The organism is Methylobacterium mesophilicum SR1.6/6 (assembly GCF_000364445.2).
GTDB lineage: Bacteria > Pseudomonadota > Alphaproteobacteria > Rhizobiales > Beijerinckiaceae > Methylobacterium > Methylobacterium mesophilicum_A.
In genome coordinates this window covers 5838088-5854285 of record NZ_CP043538.1, presented here as the reverse complement: position 1 = coordinate 5854285, position 16198 = coordinate 5838088, and the positions used below count along the sequence as shown (strand labels likewise).

Annotated in this window: 20 protein-coding genes, 1 tRNA gene and 1 riboswitch; of the genes, 11 read left to right on the top strand and 10 right to left on the bottom strand. The window is 66.7% G+C overall.

Features of this window, described 5'->3' with window-relative positions; all coding sequences use genetic code 11:
• The first annotated feature begins 143 nt into the window (after window positions 1–143).
• The gene (locus MMSR116_RS32310) at window positions 144–638 is read left to right on the top strand and encodes an AAA family ATPase (RefSeq protein WP_051072191.1); all 495 of its coding nucleotides are present in this window, start codon (window positions 144–146) and stop codon (window positions 636–638) included.
• Entirely contained in the window at window positions 536–1264 is a 729-nt protein-coding gene (locus MMSR116_RS27720) for an AAA family ATPase (protein ID WP_010684135.1), read from the top strand. The genes MMSR116_RS32310 and MMSR116_RS27720 overlap by 103 nt, the downstream gene beginning before the upstream one ends.
• Window positions 1265–1709: 445 nt before the next feature.
• Here the strand turns inward: MMSR116_RS27720 and MMSR116_RS27715 are convergent, their stop codons facing one another.
• The 3 genes from MMSR116_RS27715 to MMSR116_RS27705 all read right to left on the bottom strand — a co-directional run bounded on the left by MMSR116_RS27715 (window position 1710) and on the right by MMSR116_RS27705 (window position 2955).
• Window positions 1710–1952, bottom strand: coding sequence for a hypothetical protein (locus MMSR116_RS27715; protein WP_010684134.1), 243 nt, complete (start codon window positions 1950–1952; stop codon window positions 1710–1712).
• A 124-nt stretch (window positions 1953–2076) separates the two neighbouring features.
• Window positions 2077–2322 (bottom strand): hypothetical protein, encoded by a 246-nt coding sequence (locus tag MMSR116_RS27710; RefSeq protein WP_010684133.1) that lies wholly within the window; start codon window positions 2320–2322, stop codon window positions 2077–2079.
• A 327-nt stretch (window positions 2323–2649) separates the two neighbouring features.
• A complete protein-coding gene (locus tag MMSR116_RS27705) occupies window positions 2650–2955 on the bottom strand; it encodes a hypothetical protein (protein ID WP_010684132.1) in 306 nt (101 codons plus the stop codon).
• A 232-nt stretch (window positions 2956–3187) separates the two neighbouring features.
• Between MMSR116_RS27705 and MMSR116_RS32620 the strand changes: the two genes are divergently transcribed.
• The gene (locus tag MMSR116_RS32620) at window positions 3188–3379 is read left to right on the top strand and encodes a ribbon-helix-helix protein, CopG family (RefSeq protein WP_158169200.1); all 192 of its coding nucleotides are present in this window, start codon (window positions 3188–3190) and stop codon (window positions 3377–3379) included.
• 339 nt (window positions 3380–3718) lie between these two features.
• Here the strand turns inward: MMSR116_RS32620 and tnpC are convergent, their stop codons facing one another.
• From tnpC to MMSR116_RS27685, 3 genes are all read right to left on the bottom strand, one after another.
• Complete coding sequence (tnpC, locus tag MMSR116_RS27695) at window positions 3719–4999, bottom strand: IS66 family transposase (RefSeq protein ID WP_158169198.1); 1281 nt, start codon at window positions 4997–4999, stop codon at window positions 3719–3721.
• A gap of 121 nt (window positions 5000–5120) precedes the next feature.
• Window positions 5121–5705 carry a glycosyltransferase gene (locus MMSR116_RS27690; protein ID WP_010684129.1) on the bottom strand — a complete coding sequence of 195 codons (585 nt, stop codon included), beginning with the start codon at window positions 5703–5705 and terminating at the stop codon, window positions 5121–5123.
• Between the two features lie 349 nt (window positions 5706–6054).
• Window positions 6055–7257: a glycosyltransferase gene (locus MMSR116_RS27685; RefSeq protein WP_244625547.1), complete on the bottom strand. Its 1203-nt coding sequence runs from the start codon at window positions 7255–7257 to the stop codon at window positions 6055–6057.
• A 518-nt stretch (window positions 7258–7775) separates the two neighbouring features.
• Window positions 7776–7904: riboswitch (TPP riboswitch) on the top strand.
• 64 nt (window positions 7905–7968) lie between these two features.
• Between MMSR116_RS27685 and thiO the strand changes: the two genes are divergently transcribed.
• The 6 genes from thiO to MMSR116_RS27655 all read left to right on the top strand — a co-directional run bounded on the left by thiO (window position 7969) and on the right by MMSR116_RS27655 (window position 12409).
• The gene (gene thiO, locus MMSR116_RS27680) at window positions 7969–9192 is read left to right on the top strand and encodes a glycine oxidase ThiO (protein WP_039893292.1); all 1224 of its coding nucleotides are present in this window, start codon (window positions 7969–7971) and stop codon (window positions 9190–9192) included.
• Window positions 9189–9401 (top strand): sulfur carrier protein ThiS, encoded by a 213-nt coding sequence (gene thiS / locus MMSR116_RS27675; protein ID WP_010684125.1) that lies wholly within the window; start codon window positions 9189–9191, stop codon window positions 9399–9401. Before thiO ends, thiS begins: the two co-directional genes overlap by 4 nt.
• 2 nt (window positions 9402–9403) lie before the next feature.
• Entirely contained in the window at window positions 9404–10207 is an 804-nt protein-coding gene (locus MMSR116_RS27670; protein ID WP_010684124.1) for a thiazole synthase, read from the top strand.
• A complete protein-coding gene (locus tag MMSR116_RS27665) occupies window positions 10204–10857 on the top strand; it encodes a thiamine phosphate synthase (RefSeq protein ID WP_010684123.1) in 654 nt (217 codons plus the stop codon). Before MMSR116_RS27670 ends, MMSR116_RS27665 begins: the two co-directional genes overlap by 4 nt.
• 265 nt (window positions 10858–11122) lie before the next feature.
• On the top strand, window positions 11123–11488 hold the full coding sequence (locus MMSR116_RS27660) for a hypothetical protein (protein ID WP_010684122.1): 366 nt from the start codon (window positions 11123–11125) through the stop codon (window positions 11486–11488).
• A 222-nt stretch (window positions 11489–11710) separates the two neighbouring features.
• The gene (locus tag MMSR116_RS27655) at window positions 11711–12409 is read left to right on the top strand and encodes a YoaK family protein (protein ID WP_010684121.1); all 699 of its coding nucleotides are present in this window, start codon (window positions 11711–11713) and stop codon (window positions 12407–12409) included.
• Here the strand turns inward: MMSR116_RS27655 and MMSR116_RS27650 are convergent.
• The 4 genes from MMSR116_RS27650 to MMSR116_RS27635 all read right to left on the bottom strand — a co-directional run bounded on the left by MMSR116_RS27650 (window position 12399) and on the right by MMSR116_RS27635 (window position 14365).
• The gene (locus MMSR116_RS27650; RefSeq protein ID WP_010684120.1) at window positions 12399–12647 is read right to left on the bottom strand and encodes a hypothetical protein; all 249 of its coding nucleotides are present in this window, start codon (window positions 12645–12647) and stop codon (window positions 12399–12401) included. The genes MMSR116_RS27655 and MMSR116_RS27650 overlap by 11 nt on opposite strands.
• A gap of 134 nt (window positions 12648–12781) precedes the next feature.
• Window positions 12782–12868, bottom strand: a tRNA-Leu gene (locus tag MMSR116_RS27645).
• Between the two features lie 33 nt (window positions 12869–12901).
• The gene (locus MMSR116_RS27640; RefSeq protein WP_010684119.1) at window positions 12902–14095 is read right to left on the bottom strand and encodes an FAD-dependent monooxygenase; all 1194 of its coding nucleotides are present in this window, start codon (window positions 14093–14095) and stop codon (window positions 12902–12904) included.
• Window positions 14096–14107: 12 nt separating this feature from the next.
• Window positions 14108–14365: a zinc-finger domain-containing protein gene (locus tag MMSR116_RS27635; protein WP_010684118.1), complete on the bottom strand. Its 258-nt coding sequence runs from the start codon at window positions 14363–14365 to the stop codon at window positions 14108–14110.
• Between the two features lie 214 nt (window positions 14366–14579).
• On the opposite strand from MMSR116_RS27635, the gene map reads away from it, so the two are divergent.
• On the top strand, window positions 14580–15407 hold the full coding sequence (gene map, locus MMSR116_RS27630; protein WP_010684117.1) for a type I methionyl aminopeptidase: 828 nt from the start codon (window positions 14580–14582) through the stop codon (window positions 15405–15407).
• Window positions 15408–15413: 6 nt separating this feature from the next.
• A complete protein-coding gene (gene radC / locus MMSR116_RS27625) occupies window positions 15414–16160 on the top strand; it encodes a RadC family protein (protein WP_010684116.1) in 747 nt (248 codons plus the stop codon).
• Window positions 16161–16198: the final 38 nt, after the last annotated feature.

The following is a 16198-nucleotide window of genomic DNA, read 5'->3' as shown; positions in this document are numbered from 1 at the left end:
GGCGTGGCAGCGCGGACGCTTCGTCTGATGGCCCGCAGCAACAGGGTAAGGATGGAAGCGCCCAGCACCAGGAGGGGAAGGGGCCGAAGCCGATCGCGCTGCGATGGCACCGTGACGCCAGCACGGACCCGGATCGCCCATGGTTGGTTCACAACCTCATCGCCGAGGTCGGCAAGGGGCTGCTGTCCGGGCCGTGGGGCTCGGCGAAGACCTTCATAGCTCTGGACCTGTCAGGCTGCGTTATGACCGGCGAGCCATTCGCAGGGCGCAAGGTGATGCGCCGCGGCGGCGTTCTTTTCATCGCGCACGAAGGAGCCTTCGAGATCCCGATCCGGCTCAAGGGCCTCGTCGAGGGGAAGGCGGCCGGTACGGCCATAATGCAGGCAGCCGCCGGCGAGCGCCCCGTCGATCCTAATGACATGCCGTTCGCATGGATCGAGGAGTGCCCGCGCCTCGTCGACCGCGATGCCGCCGACACGCTTGTCCTGACGGCCGATGGGGCGGGCGCGAACTGCGCGAGCGCTACGACCTGCCGTTGGCGCTCATCATCGTCGACACGGTGGCGGCTGGGGCCGGGTTCGACGACGAGAATAGCGCTGCAGAGACGCAGAAGGTCATGGGTGCGCTGGCGCGGTTGAGCCACCACACCGGCGCCTTCGTGCTCGGTGTCGACCACTTTGGGAAGGCGGTCGAGACAGGGACGCGCGGATCAAGCGCGAAAGAGGCGGCGGCGGATACGGTGCTGGCCGCCCTGGCGACCCGGGACGAAGCCGGGAACATCAGCAACATGCGGATGGCCGTGCGGAAGGTGCGCGGGGCCAGGACGGGCGTGGAGACGCCCTACAGCCTGGACGTCATCGAGATCGGCGAGGATCGGTTCGGCGATCCTGTCACGACCTGCGTCGTAACCTGGCAGACCGACCGCAAGCCCATGGTGACCGCGGTGACGGGCAAAGATCCCTGGACCAAGTCGCTGAAGACGCTACGCGACGCCATCAACAACGCATTGGCGGGTTCCGGGAAGCGTGTCAGGCCGTTCGGCGGCGCCGGACCTGAGGTCATGGCGGCTCGGCAGGATGACGTGCGGCAGGAATTCTACGCCGCCTATCCGGCCGATGGGGAGACCGACACTCAGCGTGCGGAGGCCAAGAAGAAGGCTTTCAAACGCGCCCTGCTGCAGGGCGTCGAGAATGGCCTCATCGCGACGCGCGACATCGAAGCGGCGCCCCACGTCTGGCTAGTTGTGGAGGGCGGACATGACTGAGAGCTTGCCACGGGGGACACCGGGGACGTGGGGGGACATTGTCCCCTTTGTCCCCCGTGTCCCTCCACCATCTCAGCCAAGGTGATGCGATGACGCCTATGTGGTCGCGTCGGCGTCACCGGCACCGCATGGCTGCGTTCCAACCTATGTTGTAAACCGAGTGTCACCTCATTCTGGCAGGCATAGTTTGCCGCCGGCTGTTTGAGGGGGAGCCATGACGAGAGAGTTCGTCGCGGCACGTGTGGCGCAGTTTTCGTTCGTGATCTACGAACCGCCGAGGGCCGGACTGCCGCGGCTAGCCGTCTGCTTAGGCCCAGAGCAATCGGTTCGTGGAGGGGAGGCGTTCGATAGCGAAGAGGCTGCGGAGACTCGCACAGAGCGTTGCGTGCGGGACTTCAGACGAGCCTTGGGAGAGTTGCGCGCTGATCACCTCTGAGACCGTCTTCTACCAAACGTGCTCGGTCACGAGCTGCCCGCTCTGATCGAACGTGCCCTGCCACCCGCCATCGTAGTGATGAACTGTGACGCGCGCGCTGCCCGCATCCACCCAGCTTCCGGGGACGATCAGAACCCTGGCGTTTCCCTCAATCACAGAGCGCTTCAGCGTCGTCGCACTCACGCCGATGCGCTGTGCCACATTCTCTGGGTCAACGATCCAGACACTGGGGAGATCAAGATCGAGCCTCATCGGAAAGCGCCTCTGCCGGGACACCTGAGCGTCTTCTATTGCTAAGGGCTGTGGGTTTCTTCCTCCAAATTAGGGAGAGGGCAAAAGGCTTATCCTGAACCGACATGCCCGCACGACAGACCGGTCAGGTGGCTGGATCCTCGACAACCGGCACGGCGAAGAACTTGAACGGATCTTCGACCACCCCGCTCTGCGCATCCATCGCATCCGCGCAGTGCTGACTTTCAACCGGCGTCGAAGGCCGCGATGTGAAGGTCGCGGTAGGCGCTTCCAGGCTCGCGGCTCGGATCTGCTTCTCCACTTCGCCCTCATGGGTCGAGTGGCAGAACATCCAGGGCTCGCCGTCCTTCTCGATCGTCACGTAGGCCATGTGGCTCCTCCTGCGGTTCGGGAGAGACAACGCGGCAGGAGGCAATCGGGCAGCGGGTGATCGTCGCGGTGACGCGTCACCTGTTCGCGCCTAGCCTCTCTCGAAGTTCATGGCTCGCACACCGATGGGTGCCGATGTTCGTCCCACCCGATCAGCGATCCGTTCCGCCGCCGTGGGAGCCGTCGCGGCGACCGTCGCGAGACTCGAAGCGGGGCGAGGACGCCGCCGTGATCCTCATCATCCTCGTATCGATCTTGGCGCTGTTCGCACCAATCGCGGGCGGAACGCTCGTTGGGGTGGCCGTGGCATTGTTCGGAAGATAAGCGTTCAGCCCTGCCGCCCCGGCATCCAGCGCGACATGAACCCCGGCGACCGGACGACATTGGTGCCATCCTGCCCCGCCTGCTCATCGTCTGGCAGCAGCGACCCGATCAGCTGCAGCAGGTCGTCCCGTTCTTGGCCTTGGAACAGCACGAGGAACGATCCGAGGTCGAGCTGAACCTCCGGATCACTCTCGCAGGGCCGCTGCAGCACGTAGGGCTGACCGGTTTTCAGATCCCGGGTCAAAGCATAGCGGTCACCGCGCGGACCGACGTGAAATTCTCTCGCTGCTCGCGGCGTCTGCTCAATCATGGTTGTCCCCTACGCAAAACTCGACAATCAAGCTGCGGCATATTGGCATAAAATGCTGGGAGCCAATATAACATAGGACAACAGTGCACAACTGTTGGCAACGGCGGTCACTTGCAGGATCCTTAATAGCCGTCGCGCAGCGCTTGTCGATCTAGCCTCGGCGAGACAAAGTTCTGCCTACGCAGCAAGCGAGGCGTAGCGACATCATGACCAACCTCTTCGAAGAGATGCTTTGCTTCGGCTGAAGGTCGAGACCGACCTCGCCCGAGCCGTCGAGGCCGCTGCTCGCCAGCGCGGCCAGACCATGAGTGAGTTCACGCGCCAGAGCCTGCGTGCGCATCTCGCCCGCCATGGTGCTCGTCTCAGCCCAGACGACGGCCCCTGTCCTGCCGGCCCGGCGGCCGCCCTCGCTCGTGCGGCTTGAGGGAGATCGGCATGAACACGATCTCCCGTTTCAACCTTCGCGACGAACGCAACCTTGCTACGGTCGTCGGCCCCCATCCCTGAGGCTCAGCGCAACGCCGCCCGCGCGTCGTTCCGGAAATACTTGATGCAGCGCGTGCCGGGCTACACGGGCGGCGACACCGTCCCGATGCTTCCGGACGGGACGATCCCTGGCCTCGGCTACAAGCCCGGCTCGGGCGGTACTCCTCGGCTGCCTGGGCAGGGGGGCGGCCGCGGCTCTATCCCTGGGATCCCGGACTCGGTGCCGATGACGGCGGATGAGCGCAACCGTAATTACCCACGCGTTTGATGGCAGGGTTCAAGCGCCGATGGTTTTGAGGATGGCGTCGAAGGAACTGCTGCCTGTGAGGCGCGCGGTGTCGACGACGGTGCGGATGGCGGCCTCGCCCTCGGCCGCCCACATGGCGCGGTAGCCGTTGGTCACCTTCCGCTGCACGACGGCCGGACGAAGCAGCCGCTCGGAGCCGTTGTTGGTCGGCTCGACCTTTCCGGGATAGGCGAGGAAGACCAGGAGCTGATCGCGCGCGCGGCTGATCTTGGCCTGCAGGTCGCGGGTCAGGTCACAGCGGCTCGGCGTGGCCAGGATGGCGCCGAGCTGCCGATCAAGGCTCCGGCGCTTGGCCGAGAGCGTCGAGGCAGCCAAGTCTGTGACGCGCTCGGCCAGGGCGAACACGTTCTGTAGCCAGAGTTGCAGACGCCAGGGGACGGGATCGTCGCTGGCCTCGACGGCGTAGGCAACGTCGCGGGCCAGATGAGCCAGGCAGGTCTGGTGCTCATCCGCATGGCCCTGTTGGGCGGTGTAGCGATCCGAGATCCACACTGCGGGCCGATGCCCGTCCATCATCTCGCGCACCACGACAGCACCGCGCGTCGGCGAGGCCGTGTGCACCACGGCTTGCGCCGAGTGGAACAGCCAGTGATAGGCGTTCGAGCCCTCGATGCGCACGCCGGTCTCGTCGCAGGCGACGACCTCAGCCTTGCGCAGGGTCGTGATGGCCGCGTCGCGACCAGGATGGAAGCAGCCCTGCGCGCGGCGGAGCAGGTTCATCAGCCCGCCCTGGCTGAGCGTGAGGCCGAACAGGTCGGAGAGCGCCGCCTGCAGCCGCTCATACGAGAGCGCCTGAAAGGTCTTCAGGTACGTCGCCACCGCATGCAGCCGCGGACCAAACGCGGTGCCGCGCGCCGCCTCCGGCACCGGTGCCACCACCCGCTCTCCACAGCGCGGGCAACGGACCGCGAGACGCTGGTGCTGCGTCACGATCGGCTCCACCGCGGGCAGCTCGATCTGCTCGGCGACGCTGACGATCTCTGCCGGAAGAGCGGCGTGCAGGCTGGCGCCGCAGCACGCACACGCCTCGGGACGATGCTCGACGACTGCGTCGGGATCATCGCTGACGACGCGGCTATGGCCCTCGTGACCGGGCTTGGCGCCGCCGGGCTTTGAGTGCTCCCGCTGCTCCTTGCGATCGGTCGCGGGCGGCTTGGACGAGGTCCGCGAGGTCTTCTCTGGCCGCTGCAGCCGCAGCACCAGCTCGATCAGCTCCTCGCGGCTCAGCCGTTCCAGTTCGCTGCGGCCCATCCCACGAAGGAATCAGCGAAATTCGCCCCGCGCAAGAGACGACCCGCGCAAGAGGCAAGCTTGGCTCGGCAGGAGCGCAGCCGCGGGCGTTCAACCGACGACCAAGCTACCCCGTGGGTAATTACATGAATGGATCCGTCTCGGTCTTCAACGCCTGCTCCAAGACAGCAATCATGCGTTGGGCGGTCGCATCATCGAGATGACGTGCTCCGTCCTTGCCACGCCGAATTTTCAGCGATAGAGCCTCCACCTCACGCTTATCGGAACACTCCAGAAACTCATGTACGACGCCACGATAACGCCAATCCACTCGATTGTTCAAAAGATGGTTGCGCCAATAGCTTGTTTGATCATCGACGATTTCCAGCTGATAGGCGATGTCGCTCAATTCGGGCATGACGAATCCTGGGGGAACGATCAGGTCGTCGTCGGCGTCAATGATCAGCGAGTACTCGGCCCGTGACCGAGCTAGGCTCAAGGCCTCGTTCCGGTTGAACGCGAAGTCGACCCACGGCCGTTCGACGAGCATGCCGGGCATATCGATCATCGCGGTGCGGATCACGTCCTGGGTTCCATCCGTGGAGCCTGTGTCGACGATAATCCAATGATCAATAAATGGCCGAACAGAGTCCAAGCATCTTGTAATAACGTGCGCCTCGTTTTTGACGATCATAGACAAACATATTGTCTGGTCAGATGCGTTCATGCTATGAATCCCCCGGTATACCGAGAACGCCGCGATCATTGCGGCCGCAACTGTCTATCTCAAGACTGATTGCGAAGTAAATTTGAAGTTCTAGTTTATAAAGCTTACTTATTCTTTTATCTGTTAAATAAAAATCATGTTATTTCCTGGTAGAAAATCCGATTGTGTGGCAATATTCCTCGTGGAGTACAAAACGATAACGCGGCTCGTTCAGAGAGAGAACGATCTTGATCAATTGTAGCGGATATCAAACTGCTGGAGAAATTCTGCGGAAGCAGATTGAGCCCGCACGCTCCGACGTATCTTGGAACTGCTGCCCTCGCATTCGGATACGCGAGCCCAACGGTCTTCAAATTTGCCAATCCGGCATAAAGTCCGATGTGTAAGGTACCGGCTGACAGCCCCAGGCAGGATCAGTCAATTTGGCCAGCGCCTCACGAGCCAAGGTGATGCTTCGCTGAAGGATATCGGGTGTCACATCGGCTTGCCTCATGATTTTCAAACATGCCGATATACAAAGTCGGTATTTTCCAAGATGGAATACGCTATCGGCCAATTCATGCAACATACCGTATTTATATACGGACGTATCGATGCTGACACCTTCAGCGGGCACATCTAAAGCGATGCCCGCTTCCGCGTAGGACAGTGCCGTCGCGAACTTCCCTTGCGATCTCAGATAACGACACGCACTGTAACGCGCCTCAGCGCGGTCCGGACAGATTGGTATGATCTGATCATACATCTTCAAAACGGTTTCGGCCGGTGCGCCGAGCTTCTCCATGATACACACGGCCTCGAGCAGACTCAGGTAAACCTCTTCCTCGTCGAATCCAAATTCGCCTCGCCGCAAGAAGTGGTCGAGAGCTTTGAAATGCTGGCCCGTATCGCGGTAGGATCTTGCCAAATAGAACGTATAGCGTGAGATCAGGAACGGATCTGCTTCGGTCGATAGAGCCTTCTCCATCGCCGCAATGTCGCGCAGTTCGGTCACTCGGTCGCGATGCCGCGCCCCGTCGTCGCCGTAGCGCATGAACAACGGCAGCGCCGGTGTCTCCGGATTGCCGGAACATTCCAGAAACTCGTGAATGACACCCCGATAACACCAGTTCAATTTATTACTTACGAGCTGGATCCGCCTGTATTGAATTCGATTTTTCACGATTTGGAAAGTGTATCCAGCATCCTGCAGATTCGGAAGCACGAAATCGTCCGGAATGATGAGTTCGGCGGCGGCGTCGATGATCAGCGAGTAGTCGGCATGGGGCCGCGCCAACGTGAGCGCCTCGTTCCGATTGAAGGCGAAATCCACCCAGGGCCGCTCCACGAGCATCCCCGGCAGACCAGCCAGCGCCGCTTGGACCTTCTCCCGTGTTCCATCGGTCGATCCCGTATCGACGATAATCCAGTGATCGATAAAGGGGATTACCGAGTCCAAGCAACGCTTTATAACTGGCGCTTCATTCCTCACGATCATCGAAAGACAAACCGTTGCACTGAATTCTTCCATGACCGACCTGAGAAAAGAGCGCTCAAAGAGGCGCTGATTCAAGCTGACGCATCATGAACGGAAAGCCGTTGCATTATCAACTCCGAGAAGATGGGGAAAATCTTGGAGAATGATTCTGATTTTTGAACGACTAAATCCCATTCTCAGCAATATATCAGCCTTTAATAGCATAAATATGCTGAAATAAAAGAACTAATATTGATAATTTATTGCTCGATCGATGATTCCACACGCGCTCGTCTGCGGTCCATCAAGCATCGAGATCGCATATCCGTGTTGGGATGCGCTGCGCTTGCCCGCCGGCACGAGCATATGGACTTCTGCACGACGCCACCGGCGTGACCTCGCCCTCCGGGCCGGCAACGCGTCGCGGATCGCACGCTCGCCCGCGACGTCGGGCTTTGGGGCGAGACGCATCGTGCTCTGAGCCTGTCCGTCGCCGTCGCGATCGCGTCCTCATCTCGGCGCCTTTTGGTGACGGCAGCGATACGGATGTCGCCGCCACTGGTCGCGCCCCGAAGGACGGGGTTGACCACAAGCCTTCCGGCGACCACATCTGTACCCGTTCCAGGGAGATCCCCGGCAAGGGGCTGAGAAACCGCTGGCACGTCCGTCAGGACCTGCGGCGCGGAAATCCTTTGAACCTGATCCGGCTCATACCGGCGTAGGGATTGGACCGCGGCCGCCCGCAGGGTAGGCCACAGCTTCTCACAGAAGCGCACGGCCCGATCCCCGCGGCGGCAATCCGCGGAGATGCCAGTGCCCCTGAACCGTCCCGACTCACCGATCGGCCGCCGCCGCAGCGCGGACGGCTTCGGTGCGTCAGCTGCTCTGCCGGCCCGCACCGACATCGCCGTGGTCGGCGGCGGGCTGATCGGGCTGTCGATCGCGTGGCGGCTCGCCCGGACAGGACGCACCGTGACGGTGCTTGAGCGGGAGACGATCGGGGCGGGGGCGAGCCTTGCGGCCACAGGCATGCTGGCGCCGGCCGCCGAGCACGAGCCCGGCTCGGACCCGCTGCTGCCGCTCGCCCTTGAGTCGCTCCGGCTCTGGCCGGATTTCCGCGATGCCCTGGAGGCCGAGTCGGGCGGGGCGATCGACTATCGTCCGGACGGCACCCTGGTGCTGGCGATCGGCCGGGATGAGGTCGAGCGCCTGCGCTTCCGCTACGATCTCCAGAGGCGGTCCGGGCTCGAAGCGACTTGGCTCCCGGGCAGCGAGGTACGGCGGCTGGAGCCGGGCCTGCGCCCGTCGGTCACCGCCGGGATCCACTGCAACCTGGACCATCAGGTCGATCCCCGGCTGGTCATGGCCGCCCTCGGCGAGGCCTGTCGCCGGGCCGGCGTGCTCCTCGCCGAGCGGACGCCCGTCAGCGGTCTCGACTGGTCGGGGGGCCGCGTAACGGGCATCCGTGCCGGCGAGCACGACATAGCGGCCGGCACCGTCATTCTGGCATCCGGCGCCTGGAGCGGAGAGGGAGGCCTGTTGCCGGAGAGCCTCGCCCTGCCGGTCCGACCGCTGAAAGGACAATCGCTCGCCCTCCGCACCACCGCGCGCACGGGCGGGCTTGCCCGGATGGTCTGGACCGAGCAGGTCCACATGGCCCCGAAAAGCGACGGCCAGCTCATCGTCGGCGCAACCGTGGAGGATTGCGGCTTCCGGCCAGGCGTGACCGCGGGTGGACTCTACGCGCTGCTGGAGGGGGCTCGGCGTGTCCTCCCCGGCATCGAGGAGATGGAGGTCGAGGCGGTCTGGTGCGGTTACCGACCCACCTCGGACGACGACGCGCCGATCCTCGACGAACTCGCCCCCGGCCTGGTCGTGGCCACCGGTCACCATCGCAACGGCTATCTGCTCGCCCCCGCCACCGCCGAAGCCATCGCCGAGCTGGTGACGCACGGCACGTTGCCGGCCATCGCCCGGCCCTTCGGACGGGCACGGTTCGGACGGGCCGAGCCTCTGAGGGAATCGGCATGAGGCTCTTCATCAACGGCGAGCCCCGCGAGCGGGAGGCCGACACCGTCGACACCCTGTTCCGCCTGGAGGCGGAGGAGACGGGGATCGAGAGTCCGCAGGGCGTCGCCATCGCGCTGAACGGTCGGGTGCTGCGCCGCCGGGACTGGGGCGAGACGCCGATCGTGGAGGGCGACCGCGTCGAGATCGTCCGCGCCATGCAGGGAGGTTGAGAATGGACCGAACCGTCACGCCGCTGCACCCCGACAGCGGGGAGGACAGCCTGACCATCGCCGGCGTGAACCTGTCGTCCCGGCTGTTCATCGGCACCGCTGGCTACCCCACCCAGGCGATCATGCGCGATGCCGTGCAGGCCAGCGGCGCCGGGGTGGTGACGGCCTCGATTCGCCGGGTTTCTCTCCAGGGCCACGGCTCGGATACGGTGAAGATCCTCAAGGGCAAGCGTTTCCTGCCCAACACCGCCGGCTGCGAGACTGCACGCGACGCGATCATGACCGCCGAGCTGGCCCGGGAGGCTCTCGACACCAACTGGATCAAGGTCGAGGTCATCGGCGACCGGGAGACGCTCTATCCGGACGTGACCGAGCTGATCGAGGCCTGCCGCCACCTCGTGGACGAGGGCTTCGTGGTGCTGCCCTATTGCAACGACGATCCGATCGTCTGCCAGCGCCTGGAGGATCTCGGCTGCGCTGCCGTGATGCCGATGGGCTCGCTGATCGGCTCCGGGATGGGTGTGGCCAACCCCGCCAACCTCGAGCTGATCTGTCGCCGTGCCAAGGTGCCGGTCGTGGTCGATGCCGGGATCGGCACCGCCTCGGACGCGGTGATCGCCATGGAACTCGGCGCCTCCGCCTGCCTGATCAACACGGCGGTCGCCAAGGCCGATGACCCGGTGCGCATGGCGCGCGCCATGGGCCGGGCCGTGGAGGCTGGGCGCGACGCGCATCTGGCCGGACGGATTCCGAGGCGCGGCCGCGCCGAGCCATCGAGTCCGCAACTCGGCCTCGTGGGCTCGTGAGGGCTCTGCCGTCGTCGCTGCTGGCGGTGACGGACCGGCACGGCCGCGGGCGTCCCCTCGCCGAGACCGTCCAGGCGATCCTGGACGGTGGCGGCCGCTGGATCTGGTTCCGCGACAAGGATCTGGACGCGGTTGCGCGCCGCAGCCTCGGCGCGGCTGTCTCGGCGCGCGTGCGCGCGGTCGGCGGGTTCCTGACGGTGGGCGGCGACATCGCGCTGGCGCGCGCCCTCGAAGCCGACGGCCTTCATCTCGGCGGCGGCACGGGGCCCGAGGCGGTCGCGGCCGCGCGGGCCGCGCTGGGGGAGGGGGCGCTGATCGGCATCTCGGCCCATTCACTGCAGGAGGCTGCACGGGCAGCGGCGGCCGGCGCCGATTACGTGACGCTCAGCCCGATCTACGCGACGGCGAGCAAGCCCGGCTACGGCCCCGCGCTCGGTCCCGAGGGTGTCGCGACGGCCGCGGCGACGGGGGTGCCGGTGATCGCTCTCGGCGGGATCGAGGCGGACAGGATCGCGGAATGCCGGAACGCCGGTGCGGCCGCCGTCGCCGTCATGGGCGGCCTGATGCGGACCGCGGATCCGACCGCCGCCGCGACCCGGCTCCTCGGCTCCTGGGCGACCGCCCGCTCCGCGACGACACGGGAGGCGTGAGACCCTCGGCGGCGCGGATGGCGCGGCTTGGCCCCGCGATCCGGCGAAGCACGCGCCTCGATCGCCGCATGAGTCGCGCAAACGCTTCGCTGCCAGTCCGTCCGACCTTCCGAGACCCGTCTCCATCAGGATGCATCGAAGCGGCCTATGCAAGCTGAACGGTGGCTGCAGGCGCGCTTCAGACCCGGTGCAGCGTGGCCGTGAGATGTTGCCTCCCGTGATCCGGGACGCCCCGGGGCTCCCGCGCTTCATCTGGAGACAGGTCATGACACGCATCGCTCTGCTCTCGGCCGCCGCGCTGATCGGCGCGGGCTCCCTGGCCTCTACGCAAGCCGAAGCCCGCGGCGGCGGCGCGATCGCGGCGGGCATCATCGGAGGCCTCGCCGCGGGTGCCCTGATCGGTGCCGCGACGCAGGCCCACGCGGCGCCGGGCTACGGTTATGCGGATTACGGCTACGCTCCAGCGCCGGTCGCGGTTCGGCCCGCGCCCGCCTACCGCGTCTATGAAGAGGAGGCTCCGGTCTATGCCACCCGGCGAGTCGTCACGTACGAGAGCGTGCCGGTGGGCTACGGCCCCGCTCGCCACGGGCACGGCGATTGGGACGGTGGCTACGGCTATCGCGGCTGGTAGGGCCGAAACCGCGACACTTGGTCGAAGAGGGGCGTACCGAGCGGCCGGGCATGAACCAAGTGTTCAGGCCCGTCGGGCGAAACTCCCGAAGGCTTCTCCGGAATCCGGCGACGATGTCGTCGCCTGACTCAGGTCGGGATGTGCGGCGGCTGAGCGACATGAACGTCCCGATCGACCTCGGCCGCCAGCCCGTTCCTCGACGCCCTTGCTGACGGCGAGCTCATGCTGGTCCACGACGGCGAGACGCGCACACCTGAGGCCGACCGGCATCTCGCCCTGTCATTGGCGGCCGTGGCGGGAGCCTTGAACACCGCGGGATTCTACGCGGTCGGCCTGTACGCTTCGAACATGACCGGAAACATCTCGGCCATCTCGGACCGAACCGGCACGGGCGACATCGTCCTGGCGGCGCAGGCGCTGCTGATCGTCGTCCTGTTCGTCCTGGGTGCCGCGACATCGACGCTGCTGATTCGCCATCGGCGCCGAAGGGCCGACGTCGGAGCCTATGCGTACAGCGTCTGCGCCGAGGCGGCACTCCTTGCCGGCACGGGCCTGCTCGTGCTGCCGCTCCATGACCCCGCCCGGAGCCACGTCCTCGTTCTTGGCCTGAGCTTCGTACTCGGCCTTCAGAACGCGGTCGTGACCAAGATCTCCGAGGCCCGGGTGCGGACCACGCACGTGACCGGCATCGTCACCGACATCGGCATCGAGCTGGCCCGCTGGCTGGATCGCGGCGCGACCGGGGCCGGGCCGATGAAGCCGCATGATCCGGAACGGCTTCGGCTGCACCTCGTCACCGTCGGCGCGTTCCTGGCGGGCGGCCTTGTCGGGGTGGTCGCCTACCGGCTCGTCGGTGTCGGCCTGCTGTTCGCGGCAGCCGCGATTCTCGCCGGTCTGGCGCTGCCCGCCCTCAGGCGCTGACATCGAGGAGCTGGCCGGTCATCCGGTCGGCGGTGCGGGCCACGGCCGCATTCAGCGCGAAGGCGGATTTCGAGCCGATCAGCTCGGCAGCGGCGCCGGACAGATCCACACGGTCGGCGGGAGCCAACGCCGTGGCGCCGACCGGTGCGCCGCTCGACGCGATGGTCTGCGCGGCGGTCCCGAACCGGTCGGCCGCCTGGGTCATCCCGGTGGTGGCGGTGCGTACAGCCTCGATCATCCGAAATCTCCTCCGGACGATCGTGACACGAAGCCGACAAGCGGTCGTTGCATGGGTCGCTCAAATGCGACGGATCGTGCTCGCGCAGCGGCGTGCCCCGCGCAAAGGCGGACGGCGTCGGCGGCGCGGGCCTGTGGTGCGGACGGCGGGACTCGAACCCGCACGGCCTTGCGGCCGCAAGATTTTAAGTCTCGTGCGTCTACCGGTTCCGCCACGTCCGCCCGCGCCCTCGGTAGCGGGGGCCGCGGGCGCGATCAAGCGGGCGGCGTCCAGCCGTAGAGCCAAGCGTAGCGCTCGCGCATGCCGTCCGGGCCGAGGCGGGCCATCACGGCGTCGCGCACGAACGCCAGGAGCCCGCCGGCGTGATAGGTGCGGCCGTTGCTGCGCGCGGCCTTCTGGACGCGACGGACCCGCGCGGCACGGCGCTCGGCGTACGCCGACAGAGCCGCCGGCACGTCGCGATGCTCGGCGAGGGCCCATGTCAGCACCGCGGCATCCTCGATGGCCAGGGCGGCGCCCTGTGCCAGATATGGCAGGACCGGGTGGGCCGCGTCGCCGATCAGAGCGAGCCGGCCGCGCGCGATCGGCCGGGCAACCGCCCGGTCGGCCAGCGACCACACTAGCCACGAATCGGGCAACGTCAGCAGGTCGCGCAGCGGCCCGGCGCAGCCGCGGAAATGCGCCCGCAGCACGGCTGGCTCGCCGAGCCGGCCCCAACCTTCGTCACCCACCGCCTCCGGGACCACTGCGACGACGTTGAGGAACTGGCTGTCCCGCACCGGGTAATGCACCACGTGCCGGCCCCGCCCCAGCCAGAGGCCGGTCGTCCCGCCGCGCAGGGCCTCCGGCGCCGCCTCGATCGGCACGAGGGCCCGCCACGCGGCCGCCCGACCCGGCCGCAGCGGCGCCGCGTCGAGATGCGCGCGCAGCCGGGAGCGCAGACCGTCCGCCCCGATCACGAGATCGAACCCGAGAACCTGAGGCCCGCCGGCGCTCTCGACAGTGAGGCGCGCCTCGACGTCTGTCTCGGACAGGCCCGTGACGGCGCGGCCCATCATCAGGCGGATCGCCGGCCGGCTCCGCAGAGCATCCAGGAGCAAGGTCTGCAGGTCGGCGCGATGGATCACGTAATAGGGCGCGCCGAAGCGGTCCTGCGCCCGCGGCCCGAGGGTGACGCCGCCGATGCGGCGGCCGCTGTCCAGGGCGCGCACCTCCACGGCCGGCGGCTCGCTCGCCGCCCGGCGCAGGGCCGCCGAGAGGCCGAGGGCGGCCAGGACCCGGCTCGCGTTGGGCGAGATCTGGATCCCGGCGCCGACCTCGCTGAAGCCGGTCCGGCGCTCGATGACCGTGACGGAATGACCGGCATCCGACAGCGCCAGGGCCGTCGTGAGCCCGCCGATCCCGGCCCCGACGATCCCGATCCGCAGAGGTCGAAGGTCCGAGGGCACTGCGGGCGGCGCCTACTCCGCCGCGAGCTTGGCGTCGTCGTGCCACACGCACGAGTGCGGCTCCGCCTCGTCGGCCTTCAGGCCCGCGCGGTAGCGGTAGAGCGTCGAGCAGTACTGGCAGATGATCTCGTTGTCCGCGCCCATGTCGAGGAACACGTGCGGATGATCGAACGGCGGCAGCGCGCCGATGCACATGAACTCCTTCACGCCCACGGTGATCACCGGGACGCCCGGCTCATTGTGGAAGTGCGGTACCGCCTTGCCTGCCATCCGGCCCTCGCCTGCCTCGCAACCGACCGCGCGGCGAATCTGCCCGCGCGCTCCCGGGCGCCTTGCGGCCGCTTATGCCGCCAGCCCCGCGACCGGCGCAAGCCTCGCCCGCCGACGGCGTCACGCATCTCGGTCCGGCGCGTCTTGGCCTGCCGCGCGCCACACCGTACATAGGGCGGACGACCCTCAGACGACGCCGCGAAAAGTCCCAACCATGCAGCAGGAACAGGCCACCGCGCAGGGCACGCGCCGCGCCCCGGAGCCGCCGATCCACGGGCCCGAGGGATTCGAAGGCATGCGCCGGGCGGGTCGCCTCACGGCCGAGGCCCTCGACCTGCTCATGGAGGCCACGCAGCCCGGCGTCACCACCGAGGCGCTCGACAAGCTCGCCTACGAATTTGCCATGGATCACGGCGCCTACCCGGCGTCGCTGCTGTACCGTGGTTATCCGAAATCGATCTGCACCTCGATCAACCACGTCGTGTGCCACGGCATCCCCAACGACAAGCCCCTGCGCGAGGGCGACATCGTCAACCTCGACATCTGCCTGATCCTCGACGGCTGGCACGGCGATTCGAGCCGGATGGCCTATGTGGGCGAGGTCCCGCGCAAGGCGCAGCGCCTGTGCGAGATCACCTACGAGGCGCTGATGCGCGGCGTGGCGGCGGTCAAGCCCGGCGGCTCGACCAACGACATCGGCCGGGCGATCCAGAGCTATGCCGAGAGCGAGCGATGCTCCGTGGTGCGCGACTTCTGCGGCCACGGCCTCGGGCGGACCTACCACGACGCGCCGACGATCCTGCACTACGTCGAGGCGAGCTACGATGTGCCGTTCAAGCCCGGCCAGTTTTTTACGGTGGAGCCGATGATCAACCTCGGGCGCCCCGCCGTGAAGGTGCTGGGCGACGGCTGGACCGCCGTGACCCGCGACCGCTCACTCTCAGCCCAGTTCGAGCACACCGTGGCCGTCACCGAGACCGGCGTGGAGATCTTCACGATCTCGCCCAAGGGGCTGCACCAGCCCGTCAATCCGGCCGCCTGACCGGCCGTGACGCCGCGGACGGAGGACGGTGAGGCGGGTCTCTTCGCCGACAGCGCCGTCCCGGCATCCGTCGAGAAGGAGCCGCCGCACTATCACGGCCACCGCGATCGCCTGCGTGAGAAGTTCGCGGCCGCAGGCGGCGACGCGCTTCCGGATTACGAATTGCTGGAACTTGTGCTGTTCCGGGCGATCCCGCGGCGGGACGTCAAGCCGCTGGCCAAGGCGCTGGTCGCCCGGTTCGGAAGCTTCGCCGAAGTCCTCAGCGCCGAGCCCGCCCGCCTCATGGAGGTGGACGGCGTGAGCGCCGGGGTCGCCTCGGACCTCAAGGTGATCGCGACCGCCGCCCGGAGACTCGCCCGCGGGGCGATCCGGGACCGCGCCCTGCTCGACTCGTGGTCCGCCCTCCACGACTACCTGCGCGTCACCATGGCCTTCGCGTCGCGCGAGGAATTTCGCGTCCTGTTCCTCGACAAGCGCAACCACCTCATCGCCGACGAGGTGCAGGGGCGCGGCACGGTCGACCACACCCCGGTCTATCCGCGCGAGGTCGCCCGCCGGGCGCTGGAGCTCTCGGCGACCGCGATCATCCTGGCCCACAACCATCCTTCGGGTGACCCGGCCCCCTCGACGGCGGACGTGGCGATGACCCGTGAGATCGTCGCCGTGCTGGCGCCGCTGAAGATCGTCGTGCACGACCACGTGATCCTGGGCCGAAACGGACATGCGAGCCTGAAAGGCCTGAAGCTGATCTGATCCTCCAGCCGGCTTGAGCGTTGTCGAGCGCGGATATA

Coding starts and splice junctions, on each gene's coding strand:
- MMSR116_RS27655 (WP_010684121.1), top strand. CDS start 11,711: ATGCTGGTCCACGACGGCGAGACGCGCACACCTGAGGCCGACCGGCAT.
- MMSR116_RS27670 (WP_010684124.1), top strand. CDS start 9,404: ATGGACCGAACCGTCACGCCGCTGCACCCCGACAGCGGGGAGGACAGC.
- MMSR116_RS27660 (WP_010684122.1), top strand. CDS start 11,123: ATGACACGCATCGCTCTGCTCTCGGCCGCCGCGCTGATCGGCGCGGGC.
- MMSR116_RS27715 (WP_010684134.1), bottom strand. CDS start 1,952: ATGAGGCTCGATCTTGATCTCCCCAGTGTCTGGATCGTTGACCCAGAG.
- MMSR116_RS27650 (WP_010684120.1), bottom strand. CDS start 12,647: ATGATCGAGGCTGTACGCACCGCCACCACCGGGATGACCCAGGCGGCC.
- MMSR116_RS27710 (WP_010684133.1), bottom strand. CDS start 2,322: ATGGCCTACGTGACGATCGAGAAGGACGGCGAGCCCTGGATGTTCTGC.
- map (WP_010684117.1), top strand. CDS start 14,580: ATGCAGCAGGAACAGGCCACCGCGCAGGGCACGCGCCGCGCCCCGGAG.
- MMSR116_RS27635 (WP_010684118.1), bottom strand. CDS start 14,365: ATGGCAGGCAAGGCGGTACCGCACTTCCACAATGAGCCGGGCGTCCCG.
- thiO (WP_039893292.1), top strand. CDS start 7,969: ATGCCAGTGCCCCTGAACCGTCCCGACTCACCGATCGGCCGCCGCCGC.
- tnpC (WP_158169198.1), bottom strand. CDS start 4,999: ATGGGCCGCAGCGAACTGGAACGGCTGAGCCGCGAGGAGCTGATCGAG.
- MMSR116_RS27705 (WP_010684132.1), bottom strand. CDS start 2,955: ATGATTGAGCAGACGCCGCGAGCAGCGAGAGAATTTCACGTCGGTCCG.
- MMSR116_RS27690 (WP_010684129.1), bottom strand. CDS start 5,705: ATGAACGCATCTGACCAGACAATATGTTTGTCTATGATCGTCAAAAAC.
- thiS (WP_010684125.1), top strand. CDS start 9,189: ATGAGGCTCTTCATCAACGGCGAGCCCCGCGAGCGGGAGGCCGACACC.